Annotated in this window: 20 protein-coding genes and 1 pseudogene; 8 read left to right on the top strand and 13 right to left on the bottom strand. The window is 62.8% G+C overall.

Going from position 1 to position 21,444, the window contains the following annotated elements:
• Positions 1–87 precede the first annotated feature (87 nt).
• Both rnk and gdhA read left to right on the top strand, forming a co-directional pair.
• Complete coding sequence (gene rnk / locus SPHS8_RS14675; protein WP_201516178.1) at positions 88–498, top strand: nucleoside diphosphate kinase regulator; 411 nt, start codon at positions 88–90, stop codon at positions 496–498.
• 26 nt (positions 499–524) lie between these two features.
• Positions 525–1,874: an NADP-specific glutamate dehydrogenase gene (gene gdhA, locus SPHS8_RS14670; protein WP_201516177.1), complete on the top strand. Its 1,350-nt coding sequence runs from the start codon at positions 525–527 to the stop codon at positions 1,872–1,874.
• Between the two features lie 56 nt (positions 1,875–1,930).
• Here gdhA and SPHS8_RS14665 read toward each other — a convergent pair whose 3' ends face one another.
• The 4 genes from SPHS8_RS14665 to SPHS8_RS14650 form a co-directional block, all read right to left on the bottom strand.
• Positions 1,931–2,521, bottom strand: coding sequence for an Hsp20/alpha crystallin family protein (locus SPHS8_RS14665; protein WP_201516176.1), 591 nt, complete (start codon positions 2,519–2,521; stop codon positions 1,931–1,933).
• Positions 2,522–2,631: 110 nt separating this feature from the next.
• Positions 2,632–3,006: a group III truncated hemoglobin gene (locus SPHS8_RS14660; RefSeq protein WP_201516175.1), complete on the bottom strand. Its 375-nt coding sequence runs from the start codon at positions 3,004–3,006 to the stop codon at positions 2,632–2,634.
• A 27-nt stretch (positions 3,007–3,033) separates the two neighbouring features.
• Positions 3,034–4,215 carry a cytochrome P450 gene (locus SPHS8_RS14655; RefSeq protein ID WP_201516174.1) on the bottom strand — a complete coding sequence of 394 codons (1,182 nt, stop codon included), beginning with the start codon at positions 4,213–4,215 and terminating at the stop codon, positions 3,034–3,036.
• Positions 4,216–4,361: 146 nt separating this feature from the next.
• Positions 4,362–6,308, bottom strand: a complete 1,947-nt coding sequence (locus tag SPHS8_RS14650) for a flavin-containing monooxygenase (protein WP_236575184.1) — start codon at positions 6,306–6,308, stop codon at positions 4,362–4,364.
• A gap of 160 nt (positions 6,309–6,468) precedes the next feature.
• Here SPHS8_RS14650 and SPHS8_RS14645 point away from each other — a divergent pair, with 160 nt between their 5' ends.
• Together SPHS8_RS14645 and SPHS8_RS14640 are read left to right on the top strand one after the other, a co-directional pair.
• The gene (locus tag SPHS8_RS14645; protein WP_201516173.1) at positions 6,469–6,753 is read left to right on the top strand and encodes a hypothetical protein; all 285 of its coding nucleotides are present in this window, start codon (positions 6,469–6,471) and stop codon (positions 6,751–6,753) included.
• The gene (locus tag SPHS8_RS14640; RefSeq protein WP_201516172.1) at positions 6,734–7,480 is read left to right on the top strand and encodes an SDR family NAD(P)-dependent oxidoreductase; all 747 of its coding nucleotides are present in this window, start codon (positions 6,734–6,736) and stop codon (positions 7,478–7,480) included. The genes SPHS8_RS14645 and SPHS8_RS14640 overlap by 20 nt, the downstream gene beginning before the upstream one ends.
• Before the next feature lie 101 nt (positions 7,481–7,581).
• Here SPHS8_RS14640 and SPHS8_RS14635 read toward each other — a convergent pair whose 3' ends face one another.
• Positions 7,582–8,877: a family 1 glycosylhydrolase gene (locus SPHS8_RS14635; protein WP_201516171.1), complete on the bottom strand. Its 1,296-nt coding sequence runs from the start codon at positions 8,875–8,877 to the stop codon at positions 7,582–7,584.
• A gap of 228 nt (positions 8,878–9,105) precedes the next feature.
• On the bottom strand, positions 9,106–9,429 hold the full coding sequence (locus SPHS8_RS14630) for a hypothetical protein (RefSeq protein WP_201516170.1): 324 nt from the start codon (positions 9,427–9,429) through the stop codon (positions 9,106–9,108).
• A 142-nt stretch (positions 9,430–9,571) separates the two neighbouring features.
• Here SPHS8_RS14630 and SPHS8_RS14625 point away from each other — a divergent pair, with 142 nt between their 5' ends.
• Entirely contained in the window at positions 9,572–10,153 is a 582-nt protein-coding gene (locus SPHS8_RS14625) for a DNA-3-methyladenine glycosylase (RefSeq protein WP_236575183.1), read from the top strand.
• 6 nt (positions 10,154–10,159) lie between these two features.
• Here the strand turns inward: SPHS8_RS14625 and SPHS8_RS14620 are convergent, their stop codons facing one another.
• The 5 genes from SPHS8_RS14620 to SPHS8_RS14600 all read right to left on the bottom strand — a co-directional run bounded on the left by SPHS8_RS14620 (position 10,160) and on the right by SPHS8_RS14600 (position 16,380).
• Entirely contained in the window at positions 10,160–10,354 is a 195-nt protein-coding gene (locus tag SPHS8_RS14620) for a hypothetical protein (protein WP_097093189.1), read from the bottom strand.
• Positions 10,355–10,400: 46 nt separating this feature from the next.
• Positions 10,401–13,559, bottom strand: a complete 3,159-nt coding sequence (locus tag SPHS8_RS14615) for a DEAD/DEAH box helicase (protein WP_201516169.1) — start codon at positions 13,557–13,559, stop codon at positions 10,401–10,403.
• Positions 13,556–14,113, bottom strand: coding sequence for a PRC-barrel domain-containing protein (locus SPHS8_RS14610; protein WP_201516168.1), 558 nt, complete (start codon positions 14,111–14,113; stop codon positions 13,556–13,558). The genes SPHS8_RS14615 and SPHS8_RS14610 overlap by 4 nt, the downstream gene beginning before the upstream one ends.
• 189 nt (positions 14,114–14,302) lie before the next feature.
• Positions 14,303–14,716: a GlcG/HbpS family heme-binding protein gene (locus SPHS8_RS14605; RefSeq protein ID WP_201516279.1), complete on the bottom strand. Its 414-nt coding sequence runs from the start codon at positions 14,714–14,716 to the stop codon at positions 14,303–14,305.
• Between the two features lie 80 nt (positions 14,717–14,796).
• The gene (locus SPHS8_RS14600; RefSeq protein ID WP_201516167.1) at positions 14,797–16,380 is read right to left on the bottom strand and encodes a hypothetical protein; all 1,584 of its coding nucleotides are present in this window, start codon (positions 16,378–16,380) and stop codon (positions 14,797–14,799) included.
• Between the two features lie 181 nt (positions 16,381–16,561).
• Here SPHS8_RS14600 and SPHS8_RS14595 point away from each other — a divergent pair, with 181 nt between their 5' ends.
• Both SPHS8_RS14595 and SPHS8_RS14590 read left to right on the top strand, forming a co-directional pair.
• On the top strand, positions 16,562–18,172 hold the full coding sequence (locus SPHS8_RS14595; protein ID WP_201516166.1) for a PAS domain S-box protein: 1,611 nt from the start codon (positions 16,562–16,564) through the stop codon (positions 18,170–18,172).
• A gap of 60 nt (positions 18,173–18,232) precedes the next feature.
• Positions 18,233–18,604 (top strand): polyketide cyclase, encoded by a 372-nt coding sequence (locus tag SPHS8_RS14590; protein ID WP_236575182.1) that lies wholly within the window; start codon positions 18,233–18,235, stop codon positions 18,602–18,604.
• 14 nt (positions 18,605–18,618) lie between these two features.
• Here the strand turns inward: SPHS8_RS14590 and SPHS8_RS14585 are convergent, their stop codons facing one another.
• Both SPHS8_RS14585 and SPHS8_RS14580 read right to left on the bottom strand, forming a co-directional pair.
• Positions 18,619–19,158: a pseudouridine synthase gene (locus SPHS8_RS14585; RefSeq protein ID WP_201516164.1), complete on the bottom strand. Its 540-nt coding sequence runs from the start codon at positions 19,156–19,158 to the stop codon at positions 18,619–18,621.
• A 4-nt stretch (positions 19,159–19,162) separates the two neighbouring features.
• Positions 19,163–20,311: a cupin domain-containing protein gene (locus tag SPHS8_RS14580; RefSeq protein ID WP_201516278.1), complete on the bottom strand. Its 1,149-nt coding sequence runs from the start codon at positions 20,309–20,311 to the stop codon at positions 19,163–19,165.
• Between the two features lie 187 nt (positions 20,312–20,498).
• On the opposite strand from SPHS8_RS14580, the pseudogene SPHS8_RS14575 reads away from it, so the two are divergent.
• Positions 20,499–21,392, top strand: a pseudogene (locus SPHS8_RS14575) (TonB-dependent siderophore receptor); the annotation flags it as partial.
• Positions 21,393–21,444 lie beyond the last annotated feature (52 nt).

Below are 21,444 nucleotides of genomic sequence, written 5' to 3'. Positions count from 1 at the left end.
GGCGCGTCATGCCCCGGACCCGGGGCAAATCGGTAGATTGCAGCACGCCGGACAGGTGTGCGCCCAGTCCTTTCGAAAGCCAGCGCCATGACCAGATCCTTGAGCCGGGGAAACCCGCCAGTTTATTTCATCGATTCCGAAGCCGACAGCCTCGCCAATCTGGCCCTGGGCGTCGCCAACAGCATGCCCGACGTCAGCGACCTGCTGCTGAGCGAAATCAACCGCGCGAAGGTGCAGGCGCCCTCGCGCATAGCACCCGATGTCGTCACCATGCATTCGACCGTCGAATTTGTTGACGAAGCGAGCGGCGCTGATCGCACGGTGCAGATCGTCTACCCCGCCCAGGCAGACATCAGCGCTGGCCGCATTTCCATCCTCACCCCCATCGCCGCCGGGCTGATCGGCCTGCGCGAGGGGCAATCCATCAACTGGCCCGACCGAGACGGCCGCACCCGGACGCTGACGGTCGTCAAGGTGACGCAGCCCACCCGCATCTGATGCATCCACAAAAAGGAGAGAAGACATTGCCCCGTATCGACGAGAAACTCCTGCCGATATTCGAAGACGTGCTGAGGCGGAATGCCGGTGAAACCGAATTCCACCAGGCTGTCGAAGAAGTGCTGGAAAGCCTGGGGCTCGTCGTCGCTAAGCATCCTCAATATATGGACAACGCCCTGATCGAGCGCATCTGCGAGCCGGAACGCCAGATCATCTTCCGCGTGCCCTGGGTCGATGACAAGGGGCAGACCCACATCAACCGCGGTTTCCGCGTGCAGTTCAACTCGGCGCTCGGCCCCTATAAGGGCGGCCTGCGTTTCCACCCATCGGTCAATGTCGGCATCATCAAGTTCCTGGGCTTTGAACAGACCTTCAAGAACGCGCTGACCGGCCTTCCCATCGGCGGCGGCAAGGGTGGATCGGACTTCAATCCGCGCGACCGCTCGGATGGCGAAATCATGCGCTTCTGCCAGTCCTTCATGACCGAGCTATATCGCCACCTTGGCGAATATACCGACGTTCCGGCCGGGGACATCGGCGTCGGCGCGCGAGAGATCGGCTATCTCTTCGGCCAATATAAACGCCTCACCAACCGCTATGAAGCGGGCGTGCTCACCGGCAAGGGCCTGATCTACGGCGGTTCCCGCGCGCGCACCGAAGCGACCGGCTATGGCGCCGTTTATTTCGTCGACCAGATGCTCAAAACCCGTGGCGAAAGCCTGGAAGGCAAGCGGGCGGTGGTGTCAGGCTCCGGCAATGTCGCCATCTTCGCGATCGAGAAGATCAAGGAATTCGGCGGCAAGGCGGTAGCCTGTTCGGACTCCTCCGGCTACATCGTCGACGACGAAGGCATCGACCTCGACTTGCTCAAGGAAATCAAGCTTGTCCGCCGCGAACGCATTTCCGAATATGCGCGGTTGAAAGGGGCAGGCGCCTATTTTGTCGAGCAAGGCGTCGTGTGGGACGTTCCGTGCGAAGTCGCGCTTCCGTCTGCGACACAGAATGAACTCAATGGAAATGATGCCGCGACCCTGATCCGCAACGGCGTCATCGCCGTAGGAGAGGGCGCGAACATGCCCTGCACCCCCGAAGCTGTCCGCCTGTTCCAGAATGCGAACATATTGTTCGGCCCTGCGAAGGCGGCCAACGCGGGCGGCGTCGCGACGTCCGCGCTGGAAATGCAGCAGAACGCGTCTCGCGACAGCTGGACCTTCGAGGAAACCGAGGCCCGCCTCGCCGCGATCATGCGGCGCATCCATGACAGCTGCGCCGAGACCGCCGAAGAATATGGCGCGCCCGGCAATTACGTCCTCGGCGCGAACATCACCGGCTTCGTCCGCGTCGCCGAAGCGATGGAAGCAATGGGCGTTATCTAGGGACAGCGCGGGCTTTCGCCGGTCCAGGCGCGCATGCGTCGGACCGGCGAAATACGTCAATGCGGCTGGCCGGAGCCTCCACCGCCCTGCTGTCCTTGTGAAGCAGCGCCAGCTTCACCGCCGGGATCGCCGCTGCGTCCCTCCAGCACCTGGCCGCCCTGTCCATTGCCGATTTGGCCATTGCCGATCTGGATACGGCGGCTGCGCTCCTGACTGCCCTGCCTCGGCAGGCTGATCTTGAGCACGCCATTGTTGAAATCGGCATGGACCTGATCGGGATCTGGCTGGAACGGCAGCTGGATCGATCGGGAGAATGCGCCATAGGAGCGTTCGAGGACATGTGCCTGCTTGTCCTCATGCTCCCGCCGCTTCTCTCCGCTGATGATCAGCATCTCGCCCTCCAGCCGAAGATCCACATCCTCTTGGGCGACGCCGGGAAGTTCGGCGGTGATCTCCAGCTTGTCCCCCGCCTCATGCACGTCGATGCGCGGCATGCCCATCATCGTGCCATGTCCGCCGGGGCTGCTGCCCATGGCCCTGAAGCTGTCATCGAACAGCCGGTTTACCTCGCGATGCAGGTCGAGAAAGGGGTCGCCGCGGTTCAACAAGCCGCGACCACCAAAAGGTGTCATGAAATGCGAAGCCATCGAAAGACCTCCTGTCCAAAGTATCAAGGCCCTGACGACGGAGCGGCCCGCCGCAGGGACCGCGCCAAAAACGATTGGAAAACAGGCTGGTTCCGCCGCAGCGCGCCGCTTCAGGATTTCCGTTCGCGGTAAAATTGCACGCCCAATTGCAGGCTTTCGGCGATCCGATCGGCCTTCTCCTGAAAGGCAGCCGCCGCTTCCGGCGCAAGCATGTCGCCGCTGGTCTGCCGCCATAGCGACAGCCATCGGCTGAAATTTTCGGCTGTCATATGCGGTTCGTGCCGGACATGCGCGACCATGGGCTGCCCCTTGTATCGGCCGGTGCCCAGCATCACCGATGACCAGAATGCCTTCAGCTTCTCCAGATGCAGCGGCCAGTCGTCGATCGCCTGATCGAATATCGGGCCAAGCACCGGGTCGGCACGCACCCGATCGTAAAAGGCCGGGACGAGGCGGCCAATATCCTCCTCACTTATCTGGCTCATCTATCGGCAACCGGCAACGGCATGTCCTCAGTCACAGGAAATGACTGCATTGCGCAGCTCATATCCGGTTACCAGCGGATTCCACGTCAACGTCGGCGCGCGGTCCAGCTTCAGGCCGGGCACTTGCAGCAGCTGTTCCAGGAAGATGCAGCTTTCCTGAAGCGCGACTTGCGCGCCGGGGCATCTATGTTCTCCATCGCCGAAGGACAGGCCCGCATTGCCATATTTGGCGCTCACTTCGCGGCCCGGCACCAGTTCGCAGGGCCGCTCGCCAAAGGCCGCCACATCCGTGTTCGCCGCGCGAACATCGACGGCAACGGCTGCGCCGGGAGGGGCATCAGCCCCCGTCTCGCCGGCGGGCACGCGCCGATAGAGATAGCCGACCACCGGCTCCAGCCGCAGCAATTCCTCCAGCAGGGCGATCTTGCCCTTCTCATCGGCGGCGAGGAAGGCGGTCTTGACCTCCTCTCGCTCCAGCATGTGCCACGCGGCCATCACGATGAACTCGCGCGTCGTCGCCATGCCCGCCGCGCCATAGACCAGGCACTCGGTCAATATCTCCCGGCCATTATAGCCCTCGTCGATCAGGTGGGAAATGACATCGTCCCGCCGCTGCTTGCGCCGGGCGCGGATCGCCGGGGCGACATCATGATAGTAGAAGGACAGGACCCGATATTGGGCCTGCACGAATTTGATCAGCGACATGACCTTGTTCGGGTGGGCTCGAAAATCGCCGGTGAAGAACACGTCCAGCCTGCGGGCGAGCCCCTTGGGATCGCTATCGGTCAGGCCGACGATATGACTCGCGACCGCGACGGCCAGCTCCAGGCTGAGCTGGTCGAGGAAGCCGGTCTTTTCCTTTTTGAAGCGGGATATGAGCTGGTCGCTGAGTTCGACCATCAGTTCGCGATAATGGGTCGTAACGATGCGCGGGGTGAAGAACCGCGCCGTGGCGCTACGCTGCACGCGATGCGCTTCGCCTTCCAGGAACAGGATGGGCTGGCGCGTTGCACTGCCGATCCGGCCCACCTGTTCGGCCAGGAAGCCCGCCTGCCGCACATTCTGGTTGCGCAGGATGGCGCGCGCTTGGGCAAAATTGCCCGTGCGGACATCGGGGTCTACGGTCCCACCCGCACTCGACGCGGCGGCGGACTTGCGATCATCGCCTTCGCGATGAAAAGGACAGGCGCCTGAAAGACGAGCCTCCATCAGCTTCGACCCCTCATATGTGCACGACGGGCTTCTAACTTAGGAGTAGCCCGGTGCCGGTCAAGGCCGCGCCTGTCCTGATCTTCAATGCGGGAAGGTGGGGAAGCGTCTGGCCGCAAGGCAGCCCGGCGCCTCCCACTTCATGATCAGTTGAACTTATAATCTTCCAGAACGGGTTTTTGCAGCTCGTTCCACATGTCGACGAGGCGGAAGGGCCAGGGACCGACCGGGCGGCCCTTGCTGTTCTGATAATAGCTCTTCGACTTGGGGTGGGTCCAGATCATGTGCTTCATCTGGTCGTCGATCCGCTTGTTGTGGCGAAGGAAGGCTTCCTCCGTCACTTCAACCGTGCGCGCGCCACGAGCGATCATCTCATCGAGGCATTCGATCAGATAATGGACCTGCGACTCGCTGACGATGTTGAGGCCGCCTGCGTGGTTCGGGCCGATATTGGGGCCGGTCGACAGGAAGTAGTTGGGATAGCCGGGGATGGTCGTGCCCATATAGGCCCGCTCTTCCTCGTCTGCCCAGTCCACCGCGATATCGTGACCGTCGCGGCCCTTGATCTCCAGGTCCTGCACCAGCGACGACGCGTTGAAGCCGGTCGCGCAGATGATGATGTCCAGTTCGTAGACCTTGCCGTCGTTCGTGCGGATGCCGTTGGGCAGGATTTCCGCGATGCCCGCCGTCTCCAGCGTCGTGTGCGGCTGCACCAGCGCATCGTACCAGCCCGCGTCCATCACGACGCGCTTGGAAAAGATCGGGAAATCGGGCGTCAGCTTCTCGATCAGGTCCGGACGGCCCGCCAGCTTGTGATGCATGTGCGACAAGGCATATTGGCGCATGCCTTCATTGAGCGCCGACACGGCGATGCCGTCTTCGGGGTAGGACGGGTCCTTCACCACATTGGGGTAGAGGCCATCGGCCGCGAACCAGAACACCCGGAAACGGAACCATTCCTTGTAATAGGGGATGTGCCGCATCGCCCACTTCACGGGCTCGGGCACTTCCGCCTTCACTTCGGGATTGTTGATCATCCAGTGCTTGGTGCGCATGAAGACGACCAGTTCGTCGACTTCCTTGACGATCGTGGACACGATTTGCGCGGAGCTGGCGCCGGTGCCGATGACGGCGACCTTCTTGCCCTTGAGGTCGATATTCTCGTCATAGTCGGCCGAGTGGGTGATGATGCCCTGGAAGCTTTCGATGCCCTTGATGTCGGGCAGCTTCCAGCGATCCGTGGTGCCGAACGCGTTGAACACGGCATTGGCCTTGATGACTTCGCGCTTGCCGCTGTTCAGGTCTTCGACCGTGACGTTCCACACGGCTTCGTCCTGATCGAAGACCAGGCTGTGCACCATGGTCTTGAAGCGGATGTTGCGGCGGACGTCATATTTGTCGGCCACGGCGCGGAAATATTCGCGCATGTCCGCGCCATGGGGGTGGTAGTGGTTCCACTCCGGGCTGATTTCGAAGGAATAGGAATAGAAGTGGCTGGGCGTATCCACGCCGACGCCCGGATAGCGGTTCTTCCACCAGGTGCCGCCGACTTCTTCATTCTTCTCGATGATCACATGCTCATAACCGGCACGCTCCAGCTCGATCCCGGCGAGGATGCCGGTCAGGCCCGCGCCGATCACCAGCACCTTGAAACCAGCCGGGGGAGGGGTTCGCTCCGGCAGTTCCTTGCGCACGGGGCTGCGGTGAAATCCGCCCTGCTCCATGACCATCGGAACGAACTCGTCAGTCACCGGCTCGCCGACGCCGACGCTCATCATCTTCTGCATCAGTTCGATCGGCGGATCTTCCGACTTCGCCGCGCCCGGCGTCGTCAGCACATGGACCAGCTTTTCATGCAGGTCGTCGATGCAGTCCTGCGGCATCACATAGTCGGGATTGGTGTAGGGCGGGTGAATGTGGACCTTGAAGGTTTCCAGCATCGATTCATCATGCGTCAGGTGCACATAGACCATCAGCAGGGTCTGGAGATTGGCCGCCTTCAGCGCCTCCCGCAGTTCCGGACCGTCTGCGAGGGGAAGGGGGCGGCTGCCACTGTCAAGCATGTTCGGCAAAGTCGTCGTTCTCATATCCATATGTCTCTCCATGAGAGCTGCGGGTCTTCCGGGGACGCGGGGGCCGTGCTGCCCTGCCGTTATCGCGCCGTCATCTCCACATTCTCGCTCAACCGTCCTTCAGGTCGCTGACGAACAGGACGCGCACGTCCGGTTCGGGCATTTGCGAATCGGGCTCGACATGCTTGCCGCCATGCGCCAGGACGCATTAGGCCAGCGCGTCCGGCTTCTTGGCGATCAAGCCAGCGATCATTCCCGTTCGCAGGAAGCAGGCCTATCCAAAAAGTTGATCATCGTCAACGATTTGAATCGGTGGCTTCACCTGTTTCCCAGTGCCCGCATATCCTTGTTGATCAAGGGCGCAACTGCGTCCACCTTCGCCGCCAGCTTTTCCGCCAGGCGGACGAGCCACGGATCAGAACAGATTGCCGAACGGAGAAAAGGGCATGCAAAGGTTCAAGGATAAGGCCATCGTCATCACCGGCGGTTCCAGCGGCATCGGCCTCGCAGCGGCGCAGCGGATCATGGAGGAAGGCGGATCGGTACTGATCACCGGATCGAACCGCGAAAGGCTGGAAAGCGCCGCCGCCGCGCTTCCCGGCGTGCATGTCCTGCAGAATGACGCCGCCCGGCCCGAAGCCGCCGAGGCCCTGGCGCAGGAAGCCGCCCGCCAGTTCGGCCAGGTCGATGGCCTCTTCCTCAACGCAGGCGTCGGCGCGGGCGCGCCGCTCGGCCATATCAGCGCGGACCTCTACCGCAACCTCATGGACCTCAACGTCGGCGGCCCCGTCTTCGGCACCCAGGCGATGGCGCCGCTGATCCGCGACGGCGGCTCTATCCTGATCACGGCCTCGGTCGCCAAGGACAAGGGGCTGCCGGCAAGCGCCCTCTATGCCGCCACCAAAGGCGCTGTCCGCTCGCTGGCCCGCGGCTTCGCCCAGGAACTCGCCCCGCGCCGCATTCGCGTGAACACCTTGAGCCCCGGGCCGATCGCCACCGACTTTTTCAACCGCCTTGGCCTGCCCCCGGAACATCTGGGCGCCATCGAACAGCAGATGGCGGGCAACAACCCCCTCGGCCGCCTCGGCACCGCGCAAGAGGCGGCGGCTGTCGCCCTGTTCCTGCTCTCGGATGAAGCAAGCTATGTGACGGGTTCGGACTATTTCGTCGATGGCGGCGAAGCGCAGATCTAGCCGCGCTCCCTTGTCCGGGGGCCGTCAGCAGCCTGGCTCCCGGGCCAATTCGCCCGCCCTGCGCCTGACGATCAAGGGCTAGCCCGCGAACCGCCGTTCCATCACTCGCCATCCTGTACCGCCGGGCTTGCGGACGGCGACCTGATCATATGCTTGGCCCGCGCGCGCTGCTCGACCGCATAGGCGCGCTCGGCATCGCTCGGCATCACCAGCGGCACCGCCAGGCACATGCTCTGCGTCGGCAGCACGTCGCGCCACTGCTGGATCAGCCGCTTGTACGCCTTGCCCACCGGCCGGATCTTGCGGTCGAGATCGAACAGGCCGAGCGGATTGACGTTGCCATTCTTCTCACGAAGCGCGCTGTCCCAATCCACCTGATCCGTCAGCGAATACCAGGTAAATCCGACGATCGGCACGCCGTCATTACGCACCCTCAGCACATTGGCCCATTGCTTCCACATCCAATCGACCGCTTCCGTACCCAGCGGACCTTCGGACAGGTTGGTTTCGGTGTGCATCACCGGCAAATGATAGCGTTGATGATATTGGCGCGTGATCTCGCTATAGCCGAAAATCTCTCCCGACGCCCGCGTGTGCCCGTCTGCTGCTACGCGATGCTCGTTGGTGACATAATAGTCATTGCCCATGATGCAGTGCTGCTTCAGGCGATTGTCGAGGAAGAAATGATATTCCTCCCGCGTCATCCCGTGATCCATCAGATATTCGTACATCTCTGAATCCACGCGCCGCCCGTAATTGAGGTCCAGCGACAGGAAACGCTGGGAATTCATGATTTCCGCGGGCTTGATGGCGGACGGGGATTCGGCGTGAAAATATTCCGAAGACTCGCTCTGGATGAAGATCGCGTCGGGCCGCACTTCCAATATCTGCCGCATCGCCATCACATTGGCGCGCACGATGTGCTTGAGCGCCGTAACGAACGCCACGTCGCTGCTCAGCTGCTCGTTCCACCAGCCATAGCGCGCTGAAAAGGTGGCGCAGATAAACATTTCATTGACCGGCGTATAAAGCTGAACCCAGGGAAAGCGCTCCGCAAAGGCGCGGGCATAGACGCCGAACAAGTCGCAAAAATCCGGGTTCTGGAAATTGCCGATCCAATCGGGTACGCCGAAATGGCACAGGTCGACGATCGGCACGATGTTGAGCCGCTTCAGCTCGGCAAATGTCTCGTCGGCAAAATCCCAGTCGTAACGGCCGGGCCCCATCCACGTCCGGTGGATCGGCGGGCCATAGCGGAGGTAGCCGATCTCCATCTCCTGAACGAGCGCGAAGTCCTCGCGCCATCGCTCATAATGGTGGCAACTCTCCATCTCGTCGACGCGCACCCGGCCATTGTCGATGGTGGGCACACTATTCTCGACGCCCGTCGCGAACATGAAATTGGCGATCGGCTCTCTCCCGGCAGCATCTGCCTGTCGAAACGCCGGGGCGGGCCATGGTTTCCCTGGGTTGGTACGGAAGGAGGCGCACGCAAACTCAGCTAAGGCCTTGTCTCCAACCCCTCACCACCGCGTCATCCCAGCGTAAGCTGGGATCTCAGGCGTTCTGAAGCAACGCCGCCGTCAAATTCTCCTGGTCGCCAGATCTCCGACAAACCGCGCGCCTCAATTATCGCAATATTCCCAGCGCCCCGAATTGCAGGCAGCAACCGCCCGCCGCCAGGACGCCATCTTGCGCTCATAGTCCGCGCGCGCATCGGCATAGCCCGAACCACCGCTCTGCGCGCGGCGATAGTCCCGCATGATCCGTGCATCGCGGTCCCGGACATAGGCAAGCTGCTGCTGGTTCATCCGCCGGATTGTCGCACGGTCCCGCTCGCGCGCCGCCGCACTGCGCATCGTCGGATCACGGGGATCATCGGCCAGCGCCACAGCCGGAAGCATCGCGGCGCCCAGCATGGCCACGCATGCGAAAATCTTGACCTTCATGGATCCTTGCCCCCTTACATTCCCTTGTCTCTGCTATTCGCGATCCGTTTCGTCCAAGGCAACGGATTTGCGACGAACGGCGGGCTGCGTCCGCAACCGGGATTGTGGGAGAGTGGCCGATGGCGGCAGGAGCGACAGGGATTTGAACAGCTTGTCAGGCGCGAAGAGAGCCTTTCCCCCGGACTTTTTCCGTCAGGACATCGAAGCGGTAGCGCGCGGCCTGATCGGTGCGACGCTGTTGGTGAACGGCGTCGGCGTCCGCATCGTCGAAACCGAAGCCTATGACAGCGGCGACCCCGCCTCGCACAGCTTTCGGGGGCAGACGGCAGGCAATGGAGCGATGTTCGGCCCGATCGCCCACGCCTATGTCTATCGCATCTACGGCCTGCACTGGTGCCTCAATATCGTGGCCGGGCCGCCGGGCAGTGCCGTCCTCATCCGGGCGCTGGAGCCGTTGCAGGGCATCGACCAGATGATCGTCCGGCGCGGCATCACCAATCCATTGAAGCTCTGCTCAGGCCCCGGACGCCTGTGCCAGGCGCTCTCCGTTGATGGCTCGCTGAACGGCGCCTCCTTGCACGCGCCACCTTTTGCGCTCCATCCACCGGCAGGTCCGGCGCCGATCGTCACCGGCCAACGCATCGGCATCAGCCGGGGCGTGGAAACGCCGTGGCGCTTCGGCGCAAGTGGCTCTCCATATGTGAGCCGCCCCTTTCCGGCATAGCGCCCGTCAGTCTTCGTCGGGCTCGACACCCAATGCGTCTTCTTCGTCACGGTCGAGCTGCGCATCGATCGCCTCGGCAATCAGGTCCAGCTGCTCATAGGATGCGCTCAGTTCCAGCCGTGGCCCATCCTCGGTTTCAAAGCTGATGAGATATTCCTCACCGGAGCGTGTGATTTCGAAACCGGAAATCTTGTCAGCCATGAAGGTCCTCCTGCGGGGGTCTGCCGAGCTTTTGGGGTGAGTGCCGTCAAGCGCTGGCGAGCGCCAAGGTTCCACGTGCTTCAGGCGGCGGCGCTGATCGCGCGACGGTTTCCAGCAGATCGGTAACGCAGGTGATGCGTTCCTCATCGCTTGTCTGCTGTTTCAGCAGCCAACGCCCATCCTTTTCGGCCAATTCCGCGTCGCCTGGATCGAACGCGGCCTTGTTGCGGGGGGTGAGGGCGATCGCCGCTGGCCCTGCATCCACCCGCGCGACATGCGCCGCCCGCGCCAATATCGCGATCCTGGCGCTGGCAATCAGGGCCTCTGCGACGGGCGGCATGGGCCCGAAACGGTCGATGATCTCCTCTTCGAACCCCTGCAATTCCGTCTCATCGCTGATACGGGCCAGCCGTACGTAAAGGCCCAGCCGGATATCGTCCTCGGGTATCCATTCCGGCGGGAAAGCGCCTGCCGCGCCGATATTGACCTCCGGCAGCCACAGGCCCGGATCTTCGCCGCGCGCCTGCCGGAGCGCCGCCTCGAACAGATGCTGGTACAGGTCGACGCCGATCAGCTTCATATGCCCGGCCTGCGCATCGCTCAGCAGGTCGCCCGCGCCCCGCTGGTCGAGATCGGCGGCACTGATCTCGAACCCCGCGCCCAGCTGGTCGTAGGTCGAAAGGGTGCGCAGCCGTTTCATCGTCCGTTCCGCGATGCCGGGGCCGTCCGTCACCAGCATCAACTGCCCACGCCGGTTGCCGCGCCCAACCCGGCCGCGCAGCTGGTGCAGCTGGGCCAGGCCGAAACGGTCCGCGCGCCAGACGATCATGCTGTTGGCTCTCGGCACGTCCAGCCCGGCCTCGATGATGTTGGTGGCGAGCAGTATGTCGCCCGCGCCATCGGCGAAATCCACCATCGCCCGGTCGATCTCTGCCGCTGGCATCTTGCCATGGACCGTCACCAGCTTGAGCGACGGGACGATGCGCTCCAATCGCTCACACAGCGGGCCAATATCTTCGATGCGCGGCACCACGACGAAGCTTTGCCCGCCGCGTGACTTTTCGCGCAGCAGCGCCGTTCTCATCTGGTTGTCGTCCGGTTCTACCAGGCTTGTGCGGATAGGCTGGCGCCGCGCGGGCGGGGTGGCGATGATCGATATTTGCTGCAGTCCGATCATCGCGCGGTGCAGTGTGCGCGGGATTGGCGTCGCGCTCATCGCGAGCAGGTGGATGTCCGCGCGGCTGCGCAGCTTCGCCTTGTCCGCCGCGCCGAACCGCTGTTCCTCATCGATTATGACAAGGCCAAGGTTCGCATAGCGCACATCCTTGCCCATGACCGCGCCGGTGCCGATCACGATCTGCACCGATCCATCGGCCAGGCCCGCCTTCACCGCCTTCTTCTCCGCCGCGCTGGACAGGCGGGACAGGCCCGCCACCTTGATCCCGCTATCGGCAAAGCGCCGCTCGAACGTCTTGATATGCTGGCTGACGAGCACCGTGGTCGGCGCGGCCAGGATGACCTGATATCCCGCTAGCGCGGCGAGCGCCGCGGCGCGCAGGGCGACCTCGGTCTTACCATAGCCGACATCGCCGATGACCAGCCGGTCCATCGGCTTGCCCGACGCCAGGTCGTCGCGCACCGCCTGGATGGCGCGCGCCTGGTCGGCGGTTTCGTTGAACGGAAAACCATGAACGAACTGCTCATATCGTGACGGATCAGGCGCAATGACCGCCGCCTCCAACCGCGCCCTCTCATCGGCCACTTCCAGCAAAATTCGCGCGCTCTCGCTAATTGCTTCATGAATTTGCGCCCGCCGCTTCTCCCAGCTCGATCCATCCAGCTTGTCCAGCCGCACCGCATCGGCATCCGCGCCATAGCGCCACATCCGCCCCGCTTCCCCGACCGGCACCAACCGCCGCGCTCCATCCGCATATTCGAGCGCGATCACTTCGGAGCCAGAACCGTCCGGCGCAGGCTCCAGCCGGGCGACGCGGCCAACGCCATGATCCTCATGCACGACGACGTCCCCGGCCCGCACCTCTCCGCCGTTCCGCGCGAGGACATTGGAAACCGCTTCCGGCGCCTCGCCAATCAGCGCCCGGCTTCCCAGAAGATCGGCGGCGGCGATCATGACGATGCCGTCCACGACAGCGCCCCGATCGATCGGCGCGATCAGCGCCGCGCCTCCGTGCTCCGGCAGCGCTCGCGCCTCTGCAAGGCTGGCGGCCTCGGCGAGCGAGATTTTCAGCTTCCGCTCGATCCGCGGCCGCAGGAAGCGCAAGTCCCGTTCGCTGCCGACAAGCAGGAGCCGATGCCCATCCGCCAGCAGCGGGCGGGCGAAGCGCGCCATCGCGGACAAGGGCGAAGGTTGCAAGGCGAAGCGAGGAACCTCCGTCACTGGCTCATCCAACGAAACTTCCGTCCAGCACTTGGCCGCCCGCGCCCAACTATCCTCATCAACGGCATCGTCACCTTTGCCCACTTGCGCCGCCAGCCGGACGAACCTGCGCCGCCGCTCGTCAGCCTTGGGCGACTTGACGATGGTCCCTCGGCCCAGATGAGCCAGGATGCTCACCTTCTCCGCGCATTCAGGCTCTGCCGCCCGGCCGATCTCCAGCCGCTCGCATTCCTCGGTCGTCAGCTGTGTCACCGGATCGTAGCGGCGGATGCCGCTGATCTGCCCGTCTGCTATATCGATGCGGGCGGGCGTTCCGGCATCGGCGGGGAAAATATCGATGACGTCGCCGCGCACCGCGACTTCGCCCGGCTCATCCACCCGGTCGTCGATGATGTAGCCAATCGCCTCCATCTCTGAAGCGAAACGGCCGCTGTCGATGGGATCGCCTTTCGCCAAGCTTGGCGGTGCGGCGTCGTAAGCCTCTGGCGCGGCGTAAAGGCGCGCGGCGGCCTCGCCACTCATGATCGCGGCCAGCGGTGCCCGGTCCGCATCCTCATTCAAGCGGCGCAAGCTCCGCAACGCAGCAACGCGCTTCCCGATATTAGCTGGCGAGGCGGGTGCGTCGTCGCCCGGCAATGTGTCGCTGGAAGGCAGGAAGATAACTGGCCTGTCAGGCGCCAGAGCCCCAAGCGCGGCGGCAAGCGCCTCCGCCTCCTGCTCATCGTCCGCCAGATAGAGAAGGTCTTCTTCCTGCACCAATTGCCACAATAGGAGCGCCGTTTCGCCCAAGCCGCGCGCCGCACTCATGCCGCATCGCCCTTTGGCAGTTCAGCAGGCGCGGCGGGCCAGTCCCCGTCCGCAAGAGGCGGCAGAGCCTCGAACCACGCTCTGTCTCGCTTCAGCGCGAAACCGTCGCAGGAAAAGCCGAGATCCTCGCGCGCCACGGCGCGGAGGACCTCATTCAGCCCACCAACGCCACTGGCGCTGATGACGACATAGCTGACCTTCCCGCTTTCGCAGGTGACAAGCGCTTCCACGACCTTGCCGACTGTCTCGCCATTCGGAGCGGTGACCGGCAAGCCCGCTACGCCGGTTGCGGTAAAGAGCGTAGGATAGGCGGAGCGGCGGCTCGCTTGAGTGGCCGACTTGCCACCATCCTCATAGGCGCGCTGGCGGCCGAGCCATCGCCACACGCCGACGAGGTTGACGAGCGTGAGGAAGCCGTTCGTCGCGACAAGGTTCGTCTGCCCCGACGATATACCAACGATCGACCAGGCGATCGATCCGGCGGTGAATACGACAAAGCCCCAACCCGTGACGCGCGCGCCCAGATTGGCGGCGGTCATCATCGCGGCGATCATGGTCGCAATCGGCGCGACCCAGCCAGCAACATCTTCCAGAACAAGCTCCCACGATCAGCGGCATCGAACGACGCTTCAACGCGCGCCGATCCGGTTGGTGGCGGCGGACGGCAGGGCCCGAGAAAAATCTATGCTAACCTATATGAAGACGCGCAGCCGATCCGAGGTCTGGACCGGCTGTGAGCTCTATCAGCCTTGCGGCAGGATCGCGGCGATCCCCGCGCGCGCGATCTGCGCGTCCTGGTCCGACTTGACGCCTGACACGCCGACCGCCCCGACATAATCACCGTTGATGACGATCGGAACCGCGCCTTCCAGCATGGCAGCCATGCCGGGCGCAGACAGCATCGAAACACGCCCGCCGAGCACCAGGTCTTCGTAAACCTTCGATTCCCGTCGGCCTAGCATCGATGTCGAAGCCTTGGATTCCGCCATCTTGGCCGTGCTCGCCGCCGCGCCATCCAGGCGGAGAAGCCCCAGCAGATGCGCGCCGTCATCGACCACCGCGATCGTGACTGCCCAGCCATTCGCCAGCGCCTCGGCCTCGGCTGCGGCGAGGATCGCCTTTACATCGCTTGCTTCCAGACAGTGCTTCGTCTTCATCCTGTTCATATCCGCTGTTGAAGGCGCCGGAGCGCTTGATGGAGCAGGCGCCTTATCACCCGCCGCCCATCTTGCCAGCATTATAGCGGGGCAGGCTGTTCTATGGCGGGCTGATCCGATTGCACGGGGATCGTCAGCAATTCGGGTTTGTCCGTGCCGAATGACTGAATGGCGATCACAGCATCGCCTGCTGCCGCTAGTTCAGCCAGGGGCATGTCGACCGCGATCGTGTCAGGACCCGGCGCCTGCCATTTCACGCCGATGCTCCGTCCCCCCGGCAGCTGGACGGAAACATTCTTGACGCAGGCGGTGGTAGGTCCGCTCACCAGCAGCTTGCCGTTCTTTCCGGCGATCAGTTGCTGGCCAGCCACGGCCTGCAAGCTGCCCGCCTGCGGAAACTGCAGCGCGAACTCCGGTCCTTCGAATGCGTCAAAGCCCCAATGTCCTTGCAAGCGCCCCGTCATCGGGCCGCTCATCTTTTCAGGTTCGAAGGAAGTCCCGAATATGTAGCCGCCCTTGTCCGCCCGCGCGATGACGGGTGCTTCGACGCTGCGGCCATCCTTGCCGGTCAGCCTCAGGGTCATGTCATGAGCATAGTCGGTCGCGAAGATAAGCGGCGCGCCATCGACCCCCAGCACGACGCCGGGCCGAGATCCGCATATCGGCGCATCACTGCTGCGGCGCAGCGGCGGTGGTACATTCTTTTCGATAGCCGGTAGTGCCGCAACCAGCACGGACTTCGGTTTGCGGAAGGAAGGTGCGCTGTTCAGCAGCAGCGACAGGGACTTGCCGTTCGCGATCCCAAGCGCTGGCAGATAGTTGAATTCCGGATTGTTGAATGCGCCGAAGATGCGGGCAAGGTCGCGCACGACGCCGATATAGGGGCTGTAGAAACCATAGCCCCCTTCCCGCGTGGCGCTCAGCTGCAGGGCAAGATCGGTGGGAGCGCCGATGATGGTCTCCGTCAACGAGTTGCTGTGAATGTCGCCCAGCACAAGGCTGTCGCGGTTTTCAACCAGGCAGGCCGCCTGAAACTCGACGATCTTTGCCAGGCAATCCGGATTGAGCTTCACGGCGAGGCTGGAAGACAGGACCGGCGCCACATTCCTCAGATATTCGGGGTGGCTGTTTTCCTGTGACCGGATACCCAGGATGAAGGCGTTGAGCCGGGTGCGGTCCAGCGACGCCTTGTTGATGTCCTGAGTGACGCGAACAAATTCACCGGGGCGGCCGCGGATGGCATCGCTGATGGTGCTGAGGTCGCCGCCCGTGTCGGGAACCATGAACAGCACCAGCTGGCGAGCATGATCGGGTACGGTCAGCTTCAGGTTCCGTTTCCGCTCCTTCCGCTCCCATGTTTCCGCGCTTGAAATCCATTTCTTCGGCGGCGGATTGATGGCGCCGCGCAGGAAAGCCGATATCAACCGGTAGCGGACCGATTGATCCTCAGGCAGGTTCGCGTCGATCCTGACGATGTCTCCGGTTGCAAGTGCGGGCACCTGGCCGATTGGCAAAGTCCGTCCCGCCCGCGTGACCGTGACGGACAGTTCCGGTCCGGGCAGGTCGAACGGCGCTGGGTCCGCCGCCGCGGCGACAACGGGAAGCATGGCTGTAGTCAGCGCAAGAATGCAGATGCGCGTCGAACGAATCCAGCGATAGGTCATGTCTTCTTCCCTGCGCGGGAGAGCCGAATCGTCAAGAGAAACCGAGGAAATTTTTGCTCACGAAGCTCTGGAGGGAGGCAGAATGTGCGTCGCGCGCGTTGGAGTGCCTGCGACGCTGAGCCACTACCTTGGGTTACAGAAGTTGCCGATTGCCGCAGCTGCGACAATGTTGATATGATGGATGACGCATTTGGTTGATGAGAATATGTCTTCGGACGCTGCTGTAGTATTTCAGCATTTCTTCGAATTGTCCGTGGACATGCTCGCTACCGCTTCGTCCGACGACGGGACGTGGCGCAGCGTCAATCCGGCTTTTGAGCGTATCTTGGGGTGGAGCAAATCCGATCTGATCGGTCACCTTATTGCACCGTTGGTACATCCTGACGATCTGGAGCGAACACAGGCAGCAAGCGCTGACCTTGATCGCGGGGCTTCGTTGTTCGAATTTGAGCATCGGCTTCGGTGCAAGGATGGCAGCTACCGTTGGATTTCGTGGCACGCCGCGGTCCGGGAAGCGGACGGTCTCGCCTATTGCATCGGCCGCGATGTCACCGCGCGGCGCGCAGCCGAGGAGCGGCAGGCATTTTTGCTGAACCTTAGCGAAGGGCTGCGCGATCTGGCAGAGCCGGTTGAGGTTCAGGAATTCGCCCAGCGGTTGCTTGGCGAATATCTGGGCGCGGCGCGCGTGGGCTATGCCGAGGATGTCGGCGATGGCGTGCCTGCCCAAATCTCGATTATCGAGGAGACGGCCCAGCGGACGCTTATTGCCGTGGAGCGTGCCCGGGCGGAGACTGCCTTGAGGAGAAGCGAGCTAAAATATCGTGATCTCTTCAATTCGATGGATGAGGGCTATTGCATCATCCAGATCCTGTACGAAGCGGGCCGCCCGGTCGATTGGCGCTTCCTGGAAGTAAATCCGGCGTTCGAAAAGCATAACGGGCTTGGCAATGCCGTGGGCCGGACCATGCGGGAACTGCAACCGGCGATCGAACCCAAATGGGTCGATATCTACGCGCATGTCGCGGAGACGGGCGAAAGCCTCCGGTTCGAGGAAGACTCGCAGGCACTTAATGGGCGGACGTTCAATCTCTTCGCCTTTCAGGTGGGCAACCCCGACGACAAGACCGTCGCCGTGCTATTCCAGGACATCACTGAACAGCGCCGGAGCGAGAAGGAGCTGCGCGAAAGCGAGGACCGCCTGCGTGTGCTCGTCGCTGAACTCCAACATCGGGTTCGCAACATGCTAACGGTCGTCCGCTCGATGTTCGCAAGCACTGCGGAGACGAGCGAGAATATCGATCATCTGGTCGATCATTTCGTCGGACGGCTGGACGCACTGGCGCGTACGCAGGTGATCGTCACAAGCAGTGTCGATCAGACGGTGGACCTGGAAAATCTCATCAGGGACGAACTGCTGAGCGTAGGCGTCCATGATGGTCCGGCGGTCGAGATCGAGGGGCCGGACGTGGCCCTGAGTTCCAAGATCGGTGAGACATTGGGATTGGCATTCCACGAACTCACGACCAACGCGCTGAAATATGGAGCGCTGAAGGCTCCGAACGGGCGCCTGAATATCTCTTGGCACGTCGAAATGGATGATGGGGGGGCATCCAAGCTTCACCTGTGCTGGGCTGAAAGAGGCGTGCCCGCCATCTCCGTCAATCCTTCGCGTCAGGGATTTGGCCGCGAGTTGATCGAGGATGCGCTTGCCTATCGTCTGGGCGCTGAAACCAGCCTGGAGTTCCGCTCCGGCGGCGTGCGCTGGTCCATTTCTCTTCCTTTGGCAGGGTAGGGAGTATAGGGCGCCGCACTGTTACAGGAGACCATCGTGCTACCAGCCCGGACGTTCAGCGTGTCGATAAATCAGGAATGGCGCGCGCTCTATGAGAAGATCTGGCGACCGGAGTTTTTCCCCGAGTGGGCCTCTGGCCTGGCGGAATCGGCGCTGCGCCAGGATGGGGACAGTTGGTTGGCCGATGGCGCGGAGGGGCCTGTGCGCATCCGCTTCACCCCTCACAACGACCTTGGGGTCATGGACCATTATGTGGATTTGGGTGGCGGTGAAGAGGTTCATGTCCCCTTGCGCGTGGTCCAGAATAGCGAAGGCGCGGAAGTCATGCTGACGCTGTTTCGCCAGCCCGGCATGGATGACGAGCGATTTGCCGCCGACATCAAATGGGTCAACCGTGATCTCAAAAGCTTGAAGAGGCTGGTGGAGGCCTGATCAGGGCGGGCGCATCAGGCCTCGCGCCATTCGCCCTGCGCAATGCCATCCAACGTCCAATCGCCGATCTGCCATCGCACCAGGCGCAGTGTTGGATGCCCCACCGCGGCCGTCATCCGCCGGACCTGTCGGTTCCGGCCCTCCCGGATCGTGATGCGGAGCCAGCAATCGGGCACGCTCTTGCGGTAGCGGACTGGCGGATCGCGTGGCCATAGCTCTGGCGTATCGATCCGCTCGACCTCAGCAGGCAGGGTGAGCCCGTCCTTCAGCTTTACGCCCCGCCTTAATGGCTCAAGTGCCGCATCGGAAGGGTCGCCTTCGACCTGCACCAGATAAGTCTTGGGCATCTTGAAGCGCGGGTTGGCGATCCGCGCCTGCAATCGCCCGTCATCGGTCAGCAGCAACAAGCCTTCGCTGTCGAGGTCGAGCCGCCCCGCAGGATAGACGCCCGGCCTGTCGATGAAGCTTGCAAGCGTTGGACGCGGCGGACCCGTGCTGTCATCCGTGAACTGGCAGAGCACGCCATAGGGCTTGTTGAAGAGGATCAGCGTCACAGGATCAATCCTCCTCATCGAAGGCGAGGCTGCCCTGGTCGATCAGTGCCTTGATAAGGGCGATCGCTCCGGCCGCTTGAGCAAGCTTTGGATCTGGCGCGACGGTGGAGACGGAGCATAGCCTTTCCGCGAGAGGCGCGGTGTCTTCGCCGCAGTCGAAGCAATGACCATCGACGAACAGCAGGACGGAGGGGCCTTGCCGGATGAAGGCGTAACGGCTTGCCGGATTGCGGCTGAGCGTGGCGCCTTGGGCCAGCAGCGCCTGCACTTCATCGGGAGCGATTGGTTCCTCCGGCCGCCAGTCGGCGTCGGCATATTTGGGCAGGCTGTTGTGAAGCCCGAACCAGCGGGCGAAGGCGTCGCGATCGCTCAGCGCTTCCATCACCATCGCATGCATGCGGTCGAGGGCCGCCGGGCTGATCTCTCCCGGGTTGGACTGGAGGATGAGGTCGGGATCGGCATAACGATCTTCCTCCGTCATGCCATCGGCCTGATGAGCGCTCCAGCCTTCGACGAGGTCGGCGCGGGAAGGGGCGCGAAATCCAATCGAATAGGTCATGCAATCATCGACGAGAGCGACGCCGTCATGCGCGAAGCCGGGAGGCACGTAAAGCATGTCGCCGGGCTCCAAAATCCATTCTTCCGCGGCGTTGAAATCCGCGATGAGGCGCAAATCGTCATGGGGAAGCAAAGGCGTCGAAGCATCGCAGCGGGGGCCGACACGCCAGCGCCGCCGGCCGAGGCCCTGGATCAGGAAGACGTCATATTGATCATAATGAGGGCCGACGCCGCCGCCGTTGGTGGCGTAACTCACCATGACATCGTCGATGCGCCAGCCGGGTATGAAGCGGAACGGTTCGATCAGTGCCGCGACGTCGGGGACATGGTGGTCCACGGCCTGCACCAGCAATGTCCAGGGGCTGGTTCCGAGTTCGCCAAATCTGGCTTCCGGCAAGGGGCCGCTTTCCACCGTCAATTTACCGGCTGGTCCGGTGATCAGGCGCGATTCTATGCCTTCTTCGCAGGCGAGGCCGGCGAGTTCGTCCGGGTCGAGCGGGTTGTGCCAATTGTCCCACGGATTGCGGATGAGGAGGGGGCGTTTTTGCCAGAAGTCGTGAAGGAAATCGTCAATTGAAAAGTTTTTGAGATGCATGGGGTGCACATGGGGGGATTGGGGGCTGGTGTCAAAAGCCACTTTAGCGATCCGTGCTATTGAAAATCGGTCGCAATGTCATTAGCAGCGCCCGCAACGAGCGATCCCTGGGGGAACAGACATGACGAATCACACCATCCTGAAGCTGAGCGTGGCGCTGTCCGCGCTGGCTCTGACATATCCGGCCATGGCAGAGGACGCGGCGCCCGCCGCCGGTGAGGCGAGCGCGAGCGAACAGGGAATCATCGTCACGGCCCGCGCGGGGACGAAGACCGAAACGCCGCCGCTGGAAGTGCCTCAGCCTGTCACGGTGATCAGCGAGCGCACCTATTTGTCGCAAGGCGCGATCAGCATCAGCGATACGGTCAAATATGCCGCGGGCGTCACCGCCAATCCTTACGGCCGCGACACGCGCGTCGACGGCTTCGTCATCCGCGGAATCGACGCGTTGCAGTTCCGCGACGGGATGCGCGACATTTTCAGCTATTATGCCAGCATCACGTCCGACCCCTATAATTTCTCGCAAGTCGAGATCGTGCGCGGCCCGGCGTCGGTGCTGTTCGGACAAGGATCGATCGGCGGCCTCGTCAATCTGGTTTCCAAGACGCCGACCTTCCAGACCGGCGGCGAAGCGTCGATCGTCTATGGCAGCTATGACCGCAAGGAAGCCATGGGCGACGTCAATGTGGCACTGTCCGATACGCTGGCGGTGCGCGCGGTCGGCCGGGTGCGCGACGCGGATACCTATGTCGATCATGTGCGGGACGACCGGGTGATGTTCGCGCCGTCCATCCGCTGGCAGCCGACGCCGGATACCGATCTGGTGTTGCAGGGGCTGTACCAGAAGGACAAGAGCGGATCGACGTCGCAGTTCCTGCCCGTCGTCGGCACCTTCCGTCCCAATCCGGCCAATGGTGAGAGGTTGGACCCGTTCCTGTTCGTTGGGAAGCCGGGGTGGGACCGCTATGATGGCCGCACCCTCCAGGCCGGGGGATCGCTTACGCAGCGTTTCGGCGACAATGTGCAGTTGAACATCAAGGCGCGGTATATCGACAGCGACGTGACCTATTTCACGCACTATGTGTAGGCGCTTGCAACCGTAGCAGCTTCTGCTCGCAAACAGCGCCTTTTCC

The organism is Sphingobium sp. S6, assembly GCF_905120495.1.
Lineage (GTDB): Bacteria > Pseudomonadota > Alphaproteobacteria > Sphingomonadales > Sphingomonadaceae > Sphingobium > Sphingobium agri.
Note: the sequence above shows the minus strand (reverse complement) of the source record. Positions and strands in the feature narration are given on the sequence as shown.

What these genes read in the sequence shown, in the direction of transcription:
- SPHS8_RS14650 (WP_236575184.1), bottom strand. Translation starts at nt 6,308, where the DNA reads ATGGATATGAGAACGACGACTTTGCCGAACATGCTTGACAGTGGCAGC.
- SPHS8_RS14635 (WP_201516171.1), bottom strand. Translation starts at nt 8,877, where the DNA reads ATGTTCGCGACGGGCGTCGAGAATAGTGTGCCCACCATCGACAATGGC.
- SPHS8_RS14665 (WP_201516176.1), bottom strand. Translation starts at nt 2,521, where the DNA reads ATGGCTTCGCATTTCATGACACCTTTTGGTGGTCGCGGCTTGTTGAAC.
- SPHS8_RS14610 (WP_201516168.1), bottom strand. Translation starts at nt 14,113, where the DNA reads ATGATCGCCGCGATGATGACCGCCGCCAATCTGGGCGCGCGCGTCACG.
- SPHS8_RS14640 (WP_201516172.1), top strand. Translation starts at nt 6,734, where the DNA reads ATGCAAAGGTTCAAGGATAAGGCCATCGTCATCACCGGCGGTTCCAGC.
- SPHS8_RS14660 (WP_201516175.1), bottom strand. Translation starts at nt 3,006, where the DNA reads ATGAGCCAGATAAGTGAGGAGGATATTGGCCGCCTCGTCCCGGCCTTT.
- SPHS8_RS14580 (WP_201516278.1), bottom strand. Translation starts at nt 20,311, where the DNA reads ATGCATCTCAAAAACTTTTCAATTGACGATTTCCTTCACGACTTCTGG.
- SPHS8_RS14630 (WP_201516170.1), bottom strand. Translation starts at nt 9,429, where the DNA reads ATGAAGGTCAAGATTTTCGCATGCGTGGCCATGCTGGGCGCCGCGATG.
- SPHS8_RS14600 (WP_201516167.1), bottom strand. Translation starts at nt 16,380, where the DNA reads ATGACCTATCGCTGGATTCGTTCGACGCGCATCTGCATTCTTGCGCTG.
- SPHS8_RS14655 (WP_201516174.1), bottom strand. Translation starts at nt 4,215, where the DNA reads ATGGAGGCTCGTCTTTCAGGCGCCTGTCCTTTTCATCGCGAAGGCGAT.
- rnk (WP_201516178.1), top strand. Translation starts at nt 88, where the DNA reads ATGACCAGATCCTTGAGCCGGGGAAACCCGCCAGTTTATTTCATCGAT.
- SPHS8_RS14620 (WP_097093189.1), bottom strand. Translation starts at nt 10,354, where the DNA reads ATGGCTGACAAGATTTCCGGTTTCGAAATCACACGCTCCGGTGAGGAA.
- SPHS8_RS14595 (WP_201516166.1), top strand. Translation starts at nt 16,562, where the DNA reads ATGACGCATTTGGTTGATGAGAATATGTCTTCGGACGCTGCTGTAGTA.
- SPHS8_RS14615 (WP_201516169.1), bottom strand. Translation starts at nt 13,559, where the DNA reads ATGAGTGCGGCGCGCGGCTTGGGCGAAACGGCGCTCCTATTGTGGCAA.
- SPHS8_RS14605 (WP_201516279.1), bottom strand. Translation starts at nt 14,716, where the DNA reads ATGAAGACGAAGCACTGTCTGGAAGCAAGCGATGTAAAGGCGATCCTC.
- SPHS8_RS14645 (WP_201516173.1), top strand. Translation starts at nt 6,469, where the DNA reads ATGCTTGCCGCCATGCGCCAGGACGCATTAGGCCAGCGCGTCCGGCTT.